This is a genomic window from Agrobacterium sp. 6Ca8 (genome assembly GCF_055382765.1).
Genome location: NZ_AP026433.1, coordinates 397,573 through 414,093, shown reverse-complemented (window position 1 = coordinate 414,093; position 16,521 = coordinate 397,573). Strand labels below are relative to the sequence as shown.

The window sequence follows — 16,521 nt, the reverse complement described above, 5'->3', positions numbered from 1 at the left end:
ATTCAGTGGAGCGGAATTCCAGGCGAAAACCGCTACCGCTTTTCGCCATCCCGCTCAAGGACGAAAGACCCACCATGCGTATCCCCTTCCCCGCCATGAAATATCCGCTGATCGCCATCCTGCGCGGCCTTAAACCCGAGGAAACCGAAGGCGTCGTCGGCGCGCTGATCGAGACCGGCTTCCGCGCCATCGAAATCCCGCTCAATTCGCCCGATCCGTTCCGCTCGATCGAGATCGCCGCGAAGATGGCGCCCGCCGATTGCCTGATCGGCGCCGGCACCGTGCTCAGCACGGAAGACGTGGATGCGCTGGACGCCGCCGGTGGCAAGCTGATGGTCAGCCCCAACGCCGATGCCGACGTCATCACCGCCGCGCGCGTCAAGGGCATGGTGACGATGCCGGGCGTTCTGACTCCGACCGAGGCTTTGGTTGCCGCAAAAGCCGGGGCAACCGGGCTGAAGTTCTTTCCCGCCAGCATCATCGGCCCGGCTGGCATCAATGCGATCCGGACGATCCTGCCGAAGGATCTGGTCATTGCCGCCGTTGGTGGCGTCTCGGACAAGAATTTCGCCGACTATACCAACGCCGGCATCCTCGCTTTCGGGCTTGGCACAAGTCTCTACAAGCCCGGCATGACGGCCGCGGAGGTGCGCGAGCGCGCCATCGTCACGCTTTCGGCCTATGATGCAGCAATTGGAGGATAAAAGCATGGCGACCGTTTTTCCCTTTGCCGGACGTGTTCTTGACGAAACGCCGATGACGCTTGGCGAAGGCCCGACTTTCGACCCGGCGACCGGCACGGCCTGGTGGTTCAATATCATCGGGCGCGAACTGCATGAATTGCATCTCGCTTCCGGCCGCAAAACGGTGCACGCCCTGCCCTTCATGGGCAGCGCACTGGCGAAAATCAGCGACCACAAGCAATTGATCGCCTCCGATGACGGCCTTTTCCTTCGCGATACGGCAACCGGCGTGTTGACGCTGCATGCGGAGCTTGAAAATGACATGCCCGACAACCGCTCCAATGACGGGCGTATGCATCCCTCGGGCGCGCTGTGGATCGGCACCATGGGCCGCAAGGCGCAAATCGGCGCGGGCAGCATCTACCACGTTGCCAGGGGAACCGTGACCAAGCTGTTTGCCGATGTCAGCATTCCAAATTCGATCTGCTTTTCGCCCGATGGCGCGACCGGATATTACGTCGACACCAAGGTCAACGAGCTGATGAAGGTGCCGCTCGATGCCGAGACGGGACTTCCCACCGGTAAGGCAGAGGTGTTCATTGACACCGCCGGCATCGACGGTGGCGTCGACGGATCGGTCTGCGATGCGGAAGGGCATATCTGGAACGCCCGCTGGGGTATGGGTGCGGTCGATCGTTACGATGCCGACGGCAACCACATCGAACGCTATCTGGTGCCCGCGGGACAGACGACCTGCCCGGCCTTCATCGGCCCCGATGCGTCGCGCCTTCTCATCACATCCGCCCGCGAAAATCTTGACGACGACGCCATTGCCGCCAATCCACAGCACGGAAAGACATTCGAGCTCGGGATTGAGGTGAAGGGCAGGTTCGAGCCGCTCTACCGGTTGTGAAGCGCGGCGCGTGCCGCCTTCTCATTCCTGTGCTCGTCACATGGATGAGGTTGGGGAGGTCCCTACAGCCTTATGTGCGAGGCCACTCCATTTCTCAGGGAATATCCGACAGGATCTCGCGATAGTTTTCGTGAAGGTAACGCTGCGTGGCGGCGGCATCGGCGGGGCGGCCGTAAAAATAGCCCTGCCCCATAGCGCAGCCGAGCGCGCGCAGTTTTTCCTCTTCCGCCTGCTCCTCGATACCCTCCGCGACGACCTCGAGATCAAGCCCTTCGCACATGGCGACGATGGCCTTGATGATATGTTCCGAAGGACGGTCGCTGCTGATGCGGGAGACAAAGGCGCGGTCGATCTTGACCTTGTCGAAGGTAAAGTCGCGCAGGCGGCCAAGGCTCGACTGGCCGGTGCCGAAATCGTCAAGAGAGATACGAACACCCGCACCCTGCAATTCGCTGATGATGCGCTGCGCGGTATCGGCGGATGTCATGACAGCGGTTTCGGTTATTTCAAGCTCCAGCCGGTGCGGATCAAGGCCGACACGCGACAGGATGGACAGAATATTATCCGCTGTGCCGGGGTCCATCAATTGCGCGGACGACAGGTTGAAGGACAGGAAAAGCTCTCGCGGCCAGAACAGCGCCGCTTCCGCCGCCTTCCTCAGCAGCGCTTCCGACAGCGCGTCGATGAAACCGCGTTCTTCGGCCAGCGGCACGAAAACGGCGGGCGAAACGAAACCGAGATCGGGGTCATTCCAGCGGGCGAGTGCCTCGAAACCGATGACCTTCGCTTCTTCCAGCCTGACGATGGGCTGGAAATGCACGTCGATCGCATCGGTGATGATGGCGTTACGCAACGCCTGTTCCAGCTGGGTGGCGCGCTTCATTTCCTGCGCAATCTCGCGCGAATAGACCGTTATCTGGCCACGGCCACGGCGCTTGGAGCGGTAAAGCGCGGTCTCGGCGCTTTTCAGCAAATCCTCGAAATCATCGCCGGCGAAGGGATAGATGGCAAAACCGAAGGAGGAGGAAAGCCGGACGTTGCGGTCGCCGAGATCGTAAGGCGCAGAAAGCACGTCCTTGATCATGTTGCCGATGCGCTCTGCGCCGGTGCGTTCGAATACCAGCGGCAGCACGAAGGCGAACTCGTCGCCATCATGGCGCGTCACGGCGGCGCCATCTGGAATGCAAGCCTTCAGCCGATGCGCGACCTGGCACAAAATCTCGTCGCCCGCCTGCACGCCGAAAAGATCGTTGATGGGTTTGAAGCCGTCAATATTCGCAATGCCGACGGTGAAGGGCGCGGGATCGCTGGAACGCTCGCTGGCGAGCATGCGGATCTTGTCCCGCAAACGGTAACGATTGCCAAGCCCCGTCAGCGGATCGCTGTAAGCCATCGCCTGCAGCTCGTTCTGGCTGACGTGCAACGCCTGCGGCTCTGCCCGTTTCATTTCTGCATCTCGTGAATCCCGTGTCGACCGCGATCACAATGCAGGGCAAGTATTAAAAAAGCCATAGAACCGCGCACCGAAAATGCGGCGGCGTTTCCGCAAGGCCAGCGGCTCGAACACAAAAAGCCGAAATGGAGGAGCTTCAGGCTTGCAGCCGCAGGGCATCCTTGCCGAAAAGGCGCAGAAAAACGGCATCGACCATATCGGGACTGACGGGTTTCAGCAGCATGTCTTCCATGCCCGCCGCCAGGCATTTGTCGAGATCGCCCTCGAAAGCGTGGGTGATGACGCCGACGATGGGAATGCGCTCGTCGCCGGCCAGTGCACGCATACGGCGGGCGACCTCAAAACCGTCGATATCGCCAAGCGTGGTGTCGAGCAGGACGACGGACGGCGCCTGTTCCGCAAAAAGACGCAACGCCTCCTCACCCGACGTGGCAAGCCGCCAGGACAGCCCCAATCCCTCAAGGATTTGTGAGAAGACGATCTGGTTGACCCTGTTGTCCTCGACGAGAAGTATCTCGCAGACGCCGCCGGTCTTGAGGATTTTGGGCAGGTCCTCGGTCATGATCTCCCAGTCCTCGTCGGAGGATTTTTGCTTCGGAGACGATTTGAGGCCGACGGCGAGATAATGCAGCAGCGAAGCATCGATCTCCTCTTCCTCGATGGTGACGACCGGCAGGTCATGCGCGGCCGCGATATCGAGGCATGTGACGCTCATCTGGGCGTCGACAACGACGACATCGATGCCGACGCCTGCGGAAGCGGCGATATCGATGAAACTACGCTGTTCTTCCTCGCTCCTCACCACGGCATGATCCATGCCGCTCGCGGCCAGCCGGTGGCAGGCGGCTTCGGCAAAGCGCCCGTTTCCGGAAACCACCAGCACCGCTTTGCTTTTCAGCAGACCGCCGGCGGAATCGCGATCTTCATCCTTGCCATAGGTGGAGGCGACGAAATCGACATGTTCGAGCGAGGGGATGACGGGCATGCCGTTCGCGTCGATGGTGGCGAGCGCGGTCACGTCCTCCATCGTCGTGACCAGAAAATGCCGGCCAGGCCGACCCACCCGCTGCTTGCGGGTAATCGTCAGCACCTCTTCACCATTCGCGCGCCTCACCCTTTCGGGAAGGATGCTCGGCGTGCCGCTGTCCAGCACCATGCGATCGGCAGCGTCGATCCGGCCTGCGACCTGGCGCGAATGCAGATCGAAAACCGTGCGGCCGAGAATGCTCTCTGCACTGGTCTCGACCATGGTGCAGGCGGCTTTATTTACGGCGACATAGGCGAGGTTCCGGTCCTTGACGAGGACCGGAAACGGCAGATTGTCGAGAATGTCTTCGATCAGCTGCACGCGTTCGAGGTCGATGCGCCACTGTTCTTCTCTTTTCTTCTGTTCGGAAATATCGGCAACGACGCTGATGCCCAGCCCGGAAGGCAGGCGGTTCATGACGAAGCGCAGGAAGCGCTCCCCCTTCAGCCGCTCGGTTTTTTCAGACCTTTCCTTCCAGTGCAGCGCCAGCCGCTCGCCGATCCATTCCTCGCGTCCCAGCTGCCGGGCATTGGCGGACAGGCTTTCCGCTTCCAGAAGATAACAATCGTAAAGCGCGCTCAGATAGTCGCGCAGCCGCGCGCCCGGCCCGATAACGGCCTCTTGCAGTGGAAAAAAACTCAAAAGCTTCCGGCTTGCGAAAACGATGTGATCGTTCCGGTCGTAAACGACGATCGCCGCGCCAAGCGCGTCGCAAAGGGCATCAAGCATCACTGTATGAACGCCCGCGCCGGAGGACGCCAAATCACTCAACTGCAAACTCCCACCTGTTTTCAGGGTCAGGCTTATGTTTCTATTGGAATCGTCCGAGGCAAATGCCGGGATGAAACGGTAAATTCCGCAAAAGAGACATCAGGGTTCGCTACTTGAAGCAGTCTTGAGGGGAAGATGACGTTCACCCATATACGACGTCACACCACCCGGCGAAGGGGGGCCTCGTTCCTGCAGTCATTTCAAGCCGCCTCACCATATGCAAGGCCGATTAAAGGCGGATTAACGCTTAACCTGACGTTGAACGGAAATGATCAAACGCCGGGCAGGCCGCAAAACATGTGCAAACTTTCACGACTTGAGTTTTTTGCTTTCGAAGCCGTGACGAATCCGCGAAAATGATGATCATGGCCATCAAGCAGCTTTCAGAAACCCTCATCAACCAGATCGCCGCCGGCGAGGTCATCGAAAGACCCTCCAGCGCCACGAAGGAGCTGGTGGAAAACGCCATCGACGCGGGCGCAACGCGCATCGAAATCGCCACGGCGGGCGGTGGCAAGGGACTGGTGCGCATCACCGATAACGGCTCCGGCATGTCGCCTGCCGATCTGGAGCTTGCGGTCCGACGCCATTGCACCTCGAAAATATCCACCACGCTTGACGATATCCGCACGCTTGGCTTTCGCGGTGAGGCCCTGCCCTCCATCGGCTCGGTTGCCAAGCTTTCCATCACCAGCCGGCAACACGGCGCAGAGCAGGGTTCGGTGATCTCCGTCACCGGCGGCAAAGTCTCCGAGGTCCGGCCCGCCGCTGCCAATGCCGGCACCATCGTTGAGGTGCGCGACCTGTTTTTCGCGACGCCCGCACGGCTGAAATTCCTGAAGACGGAGCGAGCGGAGGCAGCCGCCATTACCGAAGTCGTCAAGCGGATGGCAATTGCCTTTCCGCATATCCGCTTCGTGCTGTCAGGCACCGACCGCTCCACGCTTGAAATCCCCTCCACCGGCGACGATCACCTTGCCCGCATGGCGCAGATTCTCGGTGCCGAGTTCAAGGACAACGCCATCGAAATCGATGCCGGGCGCGAGGATGTAACGCTCTCCGGTTTTGCCGGCGTGCCGACCTTCAACCGCGGCAACTCGGCGCATCAATATGTCTTCGTCAACGGTCGCCCGGTGCAGGACAAATTGCTGTTGTCCGCCATTCGCGGTGCCTATGCCGAAACCGTACCGCACGGGCGATATCCGGTCGCGGTGCTGTCCCTGACGCTCGATCCCGCCTTTGTCGACGTGAACGTGCATCCGGCGAAATCAGATGTGCGCTTCCGCGATCCCGGTCTCGTTCGCGGGCTGATCGTCGGTGCGATCCGCCAGGCGCTGACTCGTGACGGTGACAGGGCGGCGACGACTGGTGCCAGCCAGATGATGAACGCCTTTCGCCCCGGCTACAGCCCGTCCAATCTCCGACCGTCTGCCGCTGCGACATGGTCCGCCGCGGCCTCGCCTTCCCGACCGCTTGCCATTTCCGGGAACATGCAATTTGCCGAGGCCGTGCAATCGCGCTTTTCCGACATCACCATGCCGACCGCGCGGGCAGAACCCAGCGAGGTTTACGAGGCCTCGGCAAGCCCGTCGCTGGAACCGTCACAATATCCGCTCGGCGCCGCGCGGGCGCAGTTGCACCAAAATTACATCGTCGCGCAGACGGAAGACGGCCTCGTCATCGTCGACCAGCATGCGGCGCATGAACGGCTCGTGTTTGAGGAAATGCGCAATGCGCTGCATTCCAGACGCCCGCCTTCACAGGTGCTGCTCATTCCTGAGATCATCGACCTTCCCGAAGAGGATTGCGACCGGCTGATGGACCATGCGGCTGGTTTCGATGCGCTGGGACTGGTCATCGAGCGTTTCGGGCCGGGGGCGGTCGCGGTTCGCGAAACGCCGGCGATGCTTGGCGAGGTCAACGTGCAGGGGTTGGTGCGGCAGCTTGCCGACGAGATCGCTGAATGGGACGCTGCCTCCACGCTTGCCAACAAGCTGGAATATGTCGCCGCCACCATGGCTTGCCACGGCTCGGTGCGTTCAGGGCGGCGCATGCGGCCGGAGGAGATGAACGCGCTTTTAAGGCAGATGGAAAACACGCCGGGTTCAGGACAGTGCAATCACGGTCGTCCGACCTATATTGAGCTAAAACTTTCCGATATAGAACGTCTCTTCGGCCGAAGCTGAGCCTTAACCCCGGGGGCAAGCAGGCAGGGCTGGCCTTGGGCGTAGCTCAGCGATATAAATTCAAGGGACTGGAGCATCCGGATTGTTCAGGAGAACGCTACGCCGTTTCGGGCTGGATGCACTGACAGGACATAGCAGGAGACGAAAACGGATGAACAGATTTGAGGGAGGCGGAAACCGCATCGCCGTCATCGAATATCTCGACGGTGACTTCCGGATCGTGCAGACTGGCTCGCATGTCATATGCGCCATCACCGGCAAGACCATTCCGGTCGACGAGCTGCGCTACTGGAGCGTCGCCCGGCAGGAAGCCTATGTGGATGCCAGCGCCTCACTGGAGGCAGAGCGCAAGGCTGGTAATTTGCCCGCCTGATCAGGCGCGGAAGCACGCCCGAAATGGCCGCGTGTGCGAATTCTTCTTTTCGCGCTGAGGGCTGCTCAATTCCTGTGACAAGCACAGGAATGAGGGGGTGAGTGCCCGGCGGCTTGCGTTCCGAGATGCTCTAAATTGACGTCCGCGCATTTTCCCGCAGCAAACGGGCGCGGCAATTCCGCACCGCCGTCTCGATAATCGTTGTGGCCGCATTGGGATCGTCGAACACCATGTCGACCTCGATCACCAGGCTGTTCCACAGCAATTCTTCCGCACGGCCATGGTGCCCGTTAAGACGCACGGCGTCCTTGGCCGTTGTCACCAGCTGCAAGTTTTCCTTATCCGCGTCCTGCAGAAGATCGGCGATCTCGTCATCGCTGAAATGGTGATGGTCAGGAAAGGAGCGCTGCAGCACGATTTCGCCACCAAGCCCCTCGACAGTTCGGAAAAACTTGGCGGGATCGGCGATACCAGCATAGGCCAGCACGCGCCTTCCCCTGAAATCCTGCGGTTCCTGCGGCTTTATCGCCGCGACGAAAACCGGTTTGGCGGCCTTTGCCGCGGTTCTGACCAGCGGATCGGCCGCATGGCCGTTACCGACCTTCAAGAGTCCGGTCATATGCCGCATCTGTTCGGCAAGCGGCGCCCGGACCGGGCCGCCCGGCACAAGATGGCCGTTGCCGATGCCACGCACCGTATCGATAACGACCAACGCATAATCCAGCGTCAGGCGTGCGCTCTGGAAGCCATCATCCATGATGATGAGATCCACGCCCTCCTTCACCAGCCGATGTGCACCTTCCACCCGCTTGCGGGAGATGACCGTCACCGCCTCGCGGGCAAGCAGCAGGGGTTCATCGCCGACATCAGCGGAGCGGTGCTGCGCGGGATCGACGAGGGTGGTGACATCAAGTGTGCCGCCATAACCACGGCTCAGGAAGCCGGGTTTCAGGCCCTTTGCGGTGGCGGCTCGGGCGATTGCCATTGCGGTCGGCGTCTTTCCGGCACCACCAACGGTGAAGTTGCCAATGCAGATGACCGGAACGGAAACGCTCGCCCGTTTTGCCGTGCGCATCCGCCGGCCGGCAATATTGCCGTAGAGAAGGGAAAACGGTGATAACAGCCAGGCTTGCCAGCCTGCTTTCTGCCACCAGAAAGGCGGCGCTTCAGAAACCATATATGCCTGCTCCCGGCCGCATCACCCACGGCATTGCGCTTAAATTCGATAAGTCACATGGGTATTTGCCAGAAAAAACCCTGAATTGCAAAACCCGGCTATACATGCGCAGCTTGTCTCTTCCCATCTTGTGCGACAAGTGGCGCGCACTGCGGGGACATGACCTAAACAACGCGTTCCGGAAGCAGAGTTTCCAGCGCGGTAATATCATCGAAACAATAATGGGCGTCGGCGCCAAGGCTTTCGCGCGAGCCGGTTCCGGTGAGAACGGCAATGCGCAATCCTGCGCCGGCATTTCTCGCCATGTGCAGATCATGATTATTGTCGCCGACCACTGCCACGCGTGCAGGCGCAAGACCAATCGCGTCGCAGAAACCGATAACCATGCCGGGTTGCGGCTTGGTGCCGTAACCGCTGTCATAACCGGCGACGAAATCGACATCGCTTTCGAAACCGAAACGGATCGCCGTCTGGCGGATGGATTTTTCGTTGTCGCTGGAGGCGATGCCAAGCTTGTAGCCGCGTGCCTTGAGCCTTGCGAAAAATGCCTTGAGATCGGTCACCGGCACGGATTTATCCGCTGCCTCGGTGAATAGCCGGTCGAGCCGCGCAGTCAACTCCACGACATCGCAAGGCGAACCGGCGGCGACGAGACCGGCAGCTATCTCCGCCGTATTGCCGGCAGCCAAAAGACTGTCGGGCACCACATGCCCGGTAACCGGATCCATGCCGCAGGCGGCGAGAAGCTGGTCCGCAAGAACGGGATCGCCCTTGGCGGCAATCGCCGCAAGTTCGCGGTTCACCGGCCCCCAGCTTGCGTCATAACCCAACAGCGTACCGTCCTTGTCGAAAAGGACTGCGGCAATCGATCGGGTCGCATCAATTTCCATATCCGCTACCATGAGCCGATGGCACTCCGCGGTTGCAGCTTGGCGGTGACTGTGAGCGGGTTGATGTAGGGCTCCAGCGCCTTGACGGTGGCGGAAAGCGCGCCGCGCATGTCCTGAATGACCCGGTTGCCGGCATCGATCATCTTGTAGCGTTCATTGTCGTTGACCAGGAGGTAATGCACCGCCTTGGCCAGCATCTCGACATCGCGGACGATGCGCCCGCCGCCGGCGCGGATCAGCTTCTGATAGGCCTCGCGGAAATTCTGTACATGCGCGCCTGACAGTACGGCGCAGCCCAGCATTGCCGGCTCCAGCGGGTTCTGCCCACCCTCGGCCGTCAGCGAACGGCCGACGAAGGCAAGTTCGGTGAGCCTCAGGTAAAGCCCCATTTCGCCAATGGAATCCCCGAGGAAGATATCGGTTTCCGGTGTGATCACGTCGTTGCGGCTTCTGCGCGCCACGGTCAACCCCATGCCCTTCAGCATGGCTTCCACGTCGTCGCCGCGCTCGGGGTGGCGCGGCACGATGATGGTCAATTGACCGTTGCGCGACTTGATCGCCGCATGCACGGTGGCTGCTGCCTTCTCTTCACCGTCGAAGGTGGAGATCGCCGCCCATGTCTTGCGGGTGCCGATCTGCCTGCGATAGTGCTCGAGCAGAGCTTCGTCGCAAGGCGGCGGATCCGTATCGCCCTTGAGGTTGCCGGATATAACCACCGGCCAGGAGCCGAGATCACGGAAGCGTTCGGCATCGACATCGGATTGCGCAACCACCAGCGCCAGCTTGGAGAACAGCGATTCCGCAATGTCGTGCCGGTTGTTCCAGCGGTCGAAGGAACGGTCTGAGAGCCGCGCATTGACCCGGATCTGCGGAATGTGCCGGCGCTCCAGCTCCATCATCGTTACCGGCCAGATTTCCGATTCAGCGGTGATGGCGGCATCCGGTGCCCAGTAGGCGAGGAAACGGTTGACCGCGATCTTGATGTCGAGCGGCACATATTGGTGGATCACATCATCGCCAAGCCGGGTACGGGTCAGCTCGGCCGAGGTGACGGTGCCTGTGGTCAAAAGCACGAAGATATCGCGCTTGCGTATTTCGCGGATCAGCGGAATAAGGGCGAGCGTTTCGCCGACACTTGCGGCATGGAACCAGACGAGCGGGCCACGGGGGCGCTCCGCGCTGGCGTAACCGAAACGTTCTAGACGGCGGCGCTTGTCTTCCTTGCCCTTTGCGGCCCGATAGGAAAGATAAGGCCGTGCAAACGGATAAGCGGCGATACCGGCAATCCTGTAACCGGAAAGAGCGAAACGTGCGATACGGCTGCTCATGACATTCTGCCCTTGATCATTCCGCGCAATGCCCTGCCCCTGTTCTTTGTTGTTATCGCCGCCTACTTCTTCTCAAATTGCGTCATTTTTTATCATCGGAAACAAAAGCGCGATCACGTTTTCTCGCAACCGAATTTCCTGCCTGCCATTCCGGGCAGGAATCACGGGAAAACTCGCCTTCACCCAATAGTATTACAACGCAAGGGCAAAAGGACTCAATTTTTATCGTCGGGATTGAGAAGACGGTGCATATGCACGATAAAATAACGCATATGGGCGTTATCAACAGTCATCTGCGCCTTGGATCTCCACGCGGTCAGCGCGGAAGCGTAGTCAGGATAGATGCCGACGATATCGAGCGCATTCAAATCCCGGAACTGTACATCATGAAGATTTTCCAGTTCGCCGCCGAACACAAGGTGCAGCAGCTGTTTCTGTTTGCCAGATTCCGTCATGTCTTGTCTCTTTCTTAAGCTCTGAGAGCCCCTCATCTGCGGGATTTCCGGGCAAACGTCAACCATCGGACAGATGTGAAAACGCTTTCAAAAGCGCGGGAAGCGCATATTCTGCTGCAGCGCACAATGCGGGGTGGTTTACCTCGCGGCGATTATACATCAGGGGTTTTCCATCAAGTCCGACCAGACTGCCGCCTGCCCTTTCGAGGATAAGGTCTGCGGCGGCCAGATCCCACTCGTGCGAGTTCGCCTTGACCAGCGTTCCATCGATGCGGCCATCCGCCACCATCGCCAGCCGGTAGGCGAGCGAGGGCACATGCGGAATGCGCTTGACGGTGCTGCGCACCTCTTCCGGCAGGTGCGTAATCACGTCTTCCGGTGCGGCCAGATGGAAGACGCCGGTGTTTTCGCGGGCGGCTGAAATCGGCTTGCCGTTCTTCAGCGCTTCGCCGCCTTCAAGTGCGGTGAATTCCTCTGCGAGTGCAGGCGCGACAAGCGCGGCAACGACGGGTCGGCCCTCATGCACCACCGCGACGCTGACGCACCAGGTATCCCGCCCACCGATGAAGGCGCGCGTTCCGTCGATGGGATCGATGACGAAGACGGTGGAGCGGGCCAGCCTTGTCGTATCGTCATCCGTCTCTTCCGAAAGCCAGCCATATTCCGGCCGGGCGGTACGCAGGATGGTTTCGAGAATTTCGTTTGCCGCGTAATCGGCCGCGCTGACCGGTGAAAGCCCGCCATTCTTCCACCAGACCTCGGGGTCCTTGCGGAAGAAACCGAGGGCCGTCTCGCCCGCCTTGCGTGCGGCTTCGAGGACCAGCCTCAGATCGGAAGCCCAGCGGGCCTCAGCCATATCGTTCATTTTGCCGTCTTTTCCGCGCGCCTCATACGGCGCGCCTGTTTTTCCCTTCGCACTTGCACACAAAGTGCTGGCGAAAACAACCCGCAGGTCGCCTCACTTACCCGCTATCGTCATGCCTTCGATAGCAAGTGTCGGTGCTGCGACACCGTATTTACGGTCGATATCGTTAGCCGGCGTGACACGCATGAACATGTCCTTCAGGTTCGAAGCGATGGTGACCTCGGAAACCGCGAAGGATTTTTCACCATTCTCGATCCAGAAGCCGCTCGCACCGCAGCTATATTCACCTGTGAGCATGTTGGCGCCGTGGCCAATCAGTTCGGTGACGTAAAAGCCGGTTCCGACGTCCCTCAGCAGATCTTCCGGCGAAATATCGCCTGGCTCCAGCGCAAGATTGGTTGAGGACGGCGATACCGAAGTGCCACCGCGCACGCCGCGACCGTTGGTTTCAAGGCCGAGTTCACGGGCTGCCGAGGTAGAGAGGAACCAATGCTTCAGCACCCCGTCCTCGATCATCGTCATCTTCTCGCCCCGGACACCCTCGCCATCGAAAGGACGCGACGAGGGGCCACGAACGATCTGCGGATCGTCCGTCAGATAAAGGCCCTTTTTCAGAACCTGCTGCCCCATCCTGTCGCGCAGGAAGCTGGTCTTGCGGGCAACGGAAGCGCCATTGATCGCGCCGGCAATGGCGCCGACGAAACCGCGCGCGATGCGGGGATCAAAAACCACGGTAATATTGCTGCCGGTATCGACCTGACGCGGGCCGACCCGCCGCACGACTTTTTCGCCGGCGCGGCGGCCGATCTCTTCGGCTGCATCCAGATCAGCGTAATAGAGGCGGCTGTCGAAATCGTAGTCGCGCTCCATCTTCGTGCCCTCGCCGGCGATGACACTGACGGAACGGCTGAAACGGCTGCCCATGTAGCTGCCGGAAAAACCGTGCGAGGTGGCAAGGACGAGGCCGCCCATGCCGCTCGATGCGCCAGCACCGGAGGAATTGCTGACGCCATTGACGGCAAGCGCCGCCTCTTCCGAGGCGAGCGCTGCCTCACGCAATTGATCTGTAGAGACCTCGGTCGCATCGAAAAGCTCGAGATCGTCGTAGGAGGTTGCGAGCCGTTCCCTGTCTGCCAGGCAGGCGAAGGGGTCTTCCGGCGAAACCTTCGCCATGGCCACCGCCCGTTCCGCCAGGGTCTTCAGGTCGAAGCCGGGATTGGCCGAAACGCTCGCCACCCGCCGCCCGACGAAAACGCGAAGCGAAAAATCATCGCTTTCGGAGGATTCGGTACTTTCCACCTTGCCAAGCCGCACGCCGACCGATTGCGAGCGGGAGCGGACGACGACGGCATCCGCCTCATCCGCGCCTGCAGCACGGGCAAGATCGACAAGCTCGCTGGCGCGATCGAGAAGTTTGGAAGAATCTATTTCTGAGGACATGAGTTGGCCTTTCATTCCTGTTCCATTTATTGTGCCATCAACCCCACATCAAGGGCGAAACGCCGCTTTCTCCATCGACAAGGCTTTGTCGCCACCATATTCGAAAGTCAGCCAGCATGACCGAGCACGACGCTCTCTTTTCCGAACCCTTGCTGCTTCTGGCCGGCGCTGTCATCGCGGCGTCGATTTTCCGCAAACTCGGCCTTGGCACCGTGCTCGGTTATCTGGTGGCGGGCATCGTCATCGGGCCGTTCCTGCATCTGGTGACAGACGCGAAAGATATCTTCAACGTCTCGGAACTGGGCGTGGTTTTCCTGCTCTTCATCATCGGCCTCGAACTCAAGCCATCGCGCATATGGCAGATGCGGCGCGATATTTTAGGGCTGGGGCTGGCGCAGGTGCTGGTGACGGGCAGCGTGCTGGCATTGATTGCCTGGTGGGCCGGACTGATCGACGCGCGTGGAAGCCTCGTTGCGGGTTTCGGCCTTGCACTCTCCTCCACCGCCTTTGCGTTGCAGATTCTTGAAGACGATGGCGACATGAATACGCGGCATGGCAACCGCTCCTTCTCGATCCTGCTGTTTCAGGACCTCGCCATTGTACCGCTTCTTGCCCTTGTCACCATTCTTTCCAACCGTCCGGACGTGCCGACGGATTCGATGGCCTACGATCTCGTCGCCTCCGTTGTCGCGGTGGCGGGCATGGTGTTGGCCGGGCGTTATCTGCTGACGCCGATGTTCCAGATCATCGCCCGCACGGGTGCGCGGGAGGTGATGATCGCCGCCGCCCTCTTCGTCGTCATCGGTGCGGCCGCCATCATGGAGGCGGTTGGGCTTTCGATGGGCATGGGTGCGCTGCTGGCCGGGCTGATGCTGTCGGAATCTTCTTATCGGCACGAGCTGGAAGCCGATATCGAGCCGTTTCGCGGGCTGTTTCTGGCGCTGTTCTTCATGGCTGTCGGCATGTCGCTGCACATCAACATCGTCTACGAGCACATTCTTCTCATCCTGATCGCCGTGCCGGCGATGATGGCTGTGAAGGCGGCCGTAATCTATGGGCTGTGCCGCATCGCCGGTTCGTCCCGTTATGCATCGAGCCGTATCGCGCTGCTGCTGGCGCAGGGCGGCGAATTCGGTTTCGTGCTATTTTCCACTGCTGCCGCCTCCCGCCTGTTTCCGCAGGCGACGGCTTCCATCCTTGTCGCCATCGTGACGCTTTCCATGGCGCTGACGCCGCTGCTGGCAGTGGTTTCTCGCCGGCTGACGGCGGAGGATGCCGATGAGGACACTCTGGACGAGGATTTTGACGGGGCTGGCGCCGATGTGCTGATGATCGGCTTTTCGCGCTTCGGCCAGATCGCCTCGCAAATCCTGCTTGCCGGTGGGCGCGACGTGACAGTCATCGACAGTTCGGCCGATCGTGTACGTCAGGCTTCCCGCTTCGGTTTCCGCATCTTTTTTGGCGATGGTACACGCAAGGACGTGCTGATCGCGGCTGGCATAGAGCGCGCCGATCTCGTGGCGGTCTGCACCCATAAAAAGGAAGTCACCGACCGCATCATCGACATGATCCAGTCGGAATTTCCAAGCGTGCGCATCTATGCCCGCTCCTATGACCGCATTCATTCCCTCGATCTCAGGAAAAAGGGCGTGGAATACGAAATCCGCGAGACGCTGGAATCCGGCCTGCTATTTGGCCGCCGCATTCTGGAAGGGCTGGACATGGACGGCGAAAGGGCGCTTGCCATTTCCGACGACATACGCGAGCGCGACGAGGAGAGATTGCAGCTACAGGCCGTGGAAGGGCTCGCCGCCGGCAGGCAGATGCTGCACAACAAACCGGTGCGCGAAGTGAAGCCCGAGCCACTGATGAAGCCGAAGAACAAGGTGGAAAAGCGCGAGGAAGAAGAGGACGAAGACGAGGGTGAAATAGCAGTCACCCACTAAGCGGCACGCGCTCGCCCATAGCGAATACTCAAGGAGTACCGCTCAAGCCTCCACGCCCTGCCCGCGATGGAACAGTTCCACCTGCATTTCGATCTGCCGTTTCAGATCATCCTTGATTCCGGCGGAAGCGTTCAGAACTTCTTCCGATTTGAGGAAATCCAGCACGCCGAAACGGTGCACCGGTGGGCGCAGGAAAATATGCGGCGGGCGCAATCTGAGTTTCAGGGCAATGGCCGCCTGCATCATCAGCTGACTGGCGCCGAACAGGCTGTCCAGCCGGTTCGGCATGGTGGTGCCGTCACCTTCAGGGCCGCCAACCACATCGATGCCGACGATGATATCGGCCTGATCCATCAGATGCTCATAGGGCACAGGATTGAAGATGCCGCCATCGATCATGATGCGGCCGTTGACGCGCACCGGCATGAATAGAGCCGGAATAGCCGCAGAAGCCGCCAGCGCCTGAATGATCTCGCCGGTTTCCACCACCACTTCGGTCTGCGCATAATAATCCGTGGTTACCACTTTCAGGGGAATGGCAAGTTCGGAAAAATCCTTCGGCAGGGCCTGCGGCATCAAGGCGTGCAGAATGAGTTCGAGATTGAACTGGCCAAGACGAAAACCATCGACCGCATGGCGCATGGATGCGGGGCCAAGGCTCCAGAGACGGTTGGCGACCGAACCCTTCCGCCCCATGAGTTCGAGCGTATATTCGCGGATTTCCTTGCCGCTCATGCCGGCCGCCATGCCTGCTGCGATGATGGAGCCGATGGAGGAGCCGGAAAGCGCGACCGGGCGAATGCCTAGTTCGTCGAATGCCTCGATGACGTTGATGTGGCAGATGCCGCGTGCGCCACCGCCGCCGAGCGCCAGGCCGAATGTCGGCTCATGACCGCTCTCGCGGCTGGCATCGATTGCCTCTTGCCCGGCGTGAACCATTGTGACGCTGTCGTTTACACCCTGCTCCATGCCAAATACCCAAGACCCTTTCCATGGCAAAGCCTCTGCCTATTC

Annotated in this window: 14 protein-coding genes; 5 read left to right on the top strand and 9 right to left on the bottom strand. The window is 60.3% G+C overall.

Going from position 1 to position 16,521, the window contains the following annotated elements:
• The first annotated feature begins 74 nt into the window (after positions 1–74).
• Positions 75–704, top strand: coding sequence for a 2-dehydro-3-deoxy-6-phosphogalactonate aldolase (locus ACZ5A6_RS02030; protein WP_026330617.1), 630 nt, complete (start codon positions 75–77; stop codon positions 702–704).
• 4 nt (positions 705–708) lie between these two features.
• Positions 709–1,596, top strand: a complete 888-nt coding sequence (locus ACZ5A6_RS02025) for an SMP-30/gluconolactonase/LRE family protein (RefSeq protein WP_174061586.1) — start codon at positions 709–711, stop codon at positions 1,594–1,596.
• A 94-nt stretch (positions 1,597–1,690) separates the two neighbouring features.
• Here ACZ5A6_RS02025 and ACZ5A6_RS02020 read toward each other — a convergent pair whose 3' ends face one another.
• Both ACZ5A6_RS02020 and ACZ5A6_RS02015 read right to left on the bottom strand, forming a co-directional pair.
• Positions 1,691–3,043, bottom strand: a complete 1,353-nt coding sequence (locus ACZ5A6_RS02020) for a putative bifunctional diguanylate cyclase/phosphodiesterase (protein ID WP_003519050.1) — start codon at positions 3,041–3,043, stop codon at positions 1,691–1,693.
• A gap of 142 nt (positions 3,044–3,185) precedes the next feature.
• Positions 3,186–4,805, bottom strand: coding sequence for a response regulator (locus tag ACZ5A6_RS02015; protein WP_174061631.1), 1,620 nt, complete (start codon positions 4,803–4,805; stop codon positions 3,186–3,188).
• Between the two features lie 407 nt (positions 4,806–5,212).
• Here ACZ5A6_RS02015 and mutL point away from each other — a divergent pair, with 407 nt between their 5' ends.
• Positions 5,213–7,033, top strand: coding sequence for a DNA mismatch repair endonuclease MutL (gene mutL / locus ACZ5A6_RS02010; protein ID WP_003519052.1), 1,821 nt, complete (start codon positions 5,213–5,215; stop codon positions 7,031–7,033).
• A 151-nt stretch (positions 7,034–7,184) separates the two neighbouring features.
• Positions 7,185–7,406: a DUF2093 domain-containing protein gene (locus ACZ5A6_RS02005; RefSeq protein ID WP_003519053.1), complete on the top strand. Its 222-nt coding sequence runs from the start codon at positions 7,185–7,187 to the stop codon at positions 7,404–7,406.
• 130 nt (positions 7,407–7,536) lie between these two features.
• Here ACZ5A6_RS02005 and lpxK read toward each other — a convergent pair whose 3' ends face one another.
• The 6 genes from lpxK to ACZ5A6_RS01975 all read right to left on the bottom strand — a co-directional run bounded on the left by lpxK (position 7,537) and on the right by ACZ5A6_RS01975 (position 13,561).
• The gene (lpxK, locus tag ACZ5A6_RS02000; RefSeq protein ID WP_111783301.1) at positions 7,537–8,583 is read right to left on the bottom strand and encodes a tetraacyldisaccharide 4'-kinase; all 1,047 of its coding nucleotides are present in this window, start codon (positions 8,581–8,583) and stop codon (positions 7,537–7,539) included.
• A 164-nt stretch (positions 8,584–8,747) separates the two neighbouring features.
• On the bottom strand, positions 8,748–9,485 hold the full coding sequence (locus ACZ5A6_RS01995; protein ID WP_174061587.1) for an HAD family hydrolase: 738 nt from the start codon (positions 9,483–9,485) through the stop codon (positions 8,748–8,750).
• Positions 9,479–10,801: a lipid IV(A) 3-deoxy-D-manno-octulosonic acid transferase gene (gene waaA / locus ACZ5A6_RS01990; protein WP_004432170.1), complete on the bottom strand. Its 1,323-nt coding sequence runs from the start codon at positions 10,799–10,801 to the stop codon at positions 9,479–9,481. The genes ACZ5A6_RS01995 and waaA overlap by 7 nt, the downstream gene beginning before the upstream one ends.
• 215 nt (positions 10,802–11,016) lie before the next feature.
• Positions 11,017–11,256: a DUF4170 domain-containing protein gene (locus ACZ5A6_RS01985; RefSeq protein WP_174061588.1), complete on the bottom strand. Its 240-nt coding sequence runs from the start codon at positions 11,254–11,256 to the stop codon at positions 11,017–11,019.
• 58 nt (positions 11,257–11,314) lie between these two features.
• On the bottom strand, positions 11,315–12,121 hold the full coding sequence (locus ACZ5A6_RS01980) for a 3'(2'),5'-bisphosphate nucleotidase CysQ (RefSeq protein ID WP_004432172.1): 807 nt from the start codon (positions 12,119–12,121) through the stop codon (positions 11,315–11,317).
• Positions 12,122–12,214: 93 nt separating this feature from the next.
• Positions 12,215–13,561, bottom strand: a complete 1,347-nt coding sequence (locus ACZ5A6_RS01975; RefSeq protein WP_174061589.1) for a TldD/PmbA family protein — start codon at positions 13,559–13,561, stop codon at positions 12,215–12,217.
• A gap of 116 nt (positions 13,562–13,677) precedes the next feature.
• Here ACZ5A6_RS01975 and ACZ5A6_RS01970 point away from each other — a divergent pair, with 116 nt between their 5' ends.
• Entirely contained in the window at positions 13,678–15,507 is a 1,830-nt protein-coding gene (locus ACZ5A6_RS01970; RefSeq protein ID WP_004432178.1) for a monovalent cation:proton antiporter-2 (CPA2) family protein, read from the top strand.
• Positions 15,508–15,549: 42 nt separating this feature from the next.
• Here the strand turns inward: ACZ5A6_RS01970 and ACZ5A6_RS01965 are convergent, their stop codons facing one another.
• On the bottom strand, positions 15,550–16,476 hold the full coding sequence (locus tag ACZ5A6_RS01965; protein ID WP_013635561.1) for a patatin-like phospholipase family protein: 927 nt from the start codon (positions 16,474–16,476) through the stop codon (positions 15,550–15,552).
• Between the last annotated feature and the right edge of the window lie 45 nt (positions 16,477–16,521).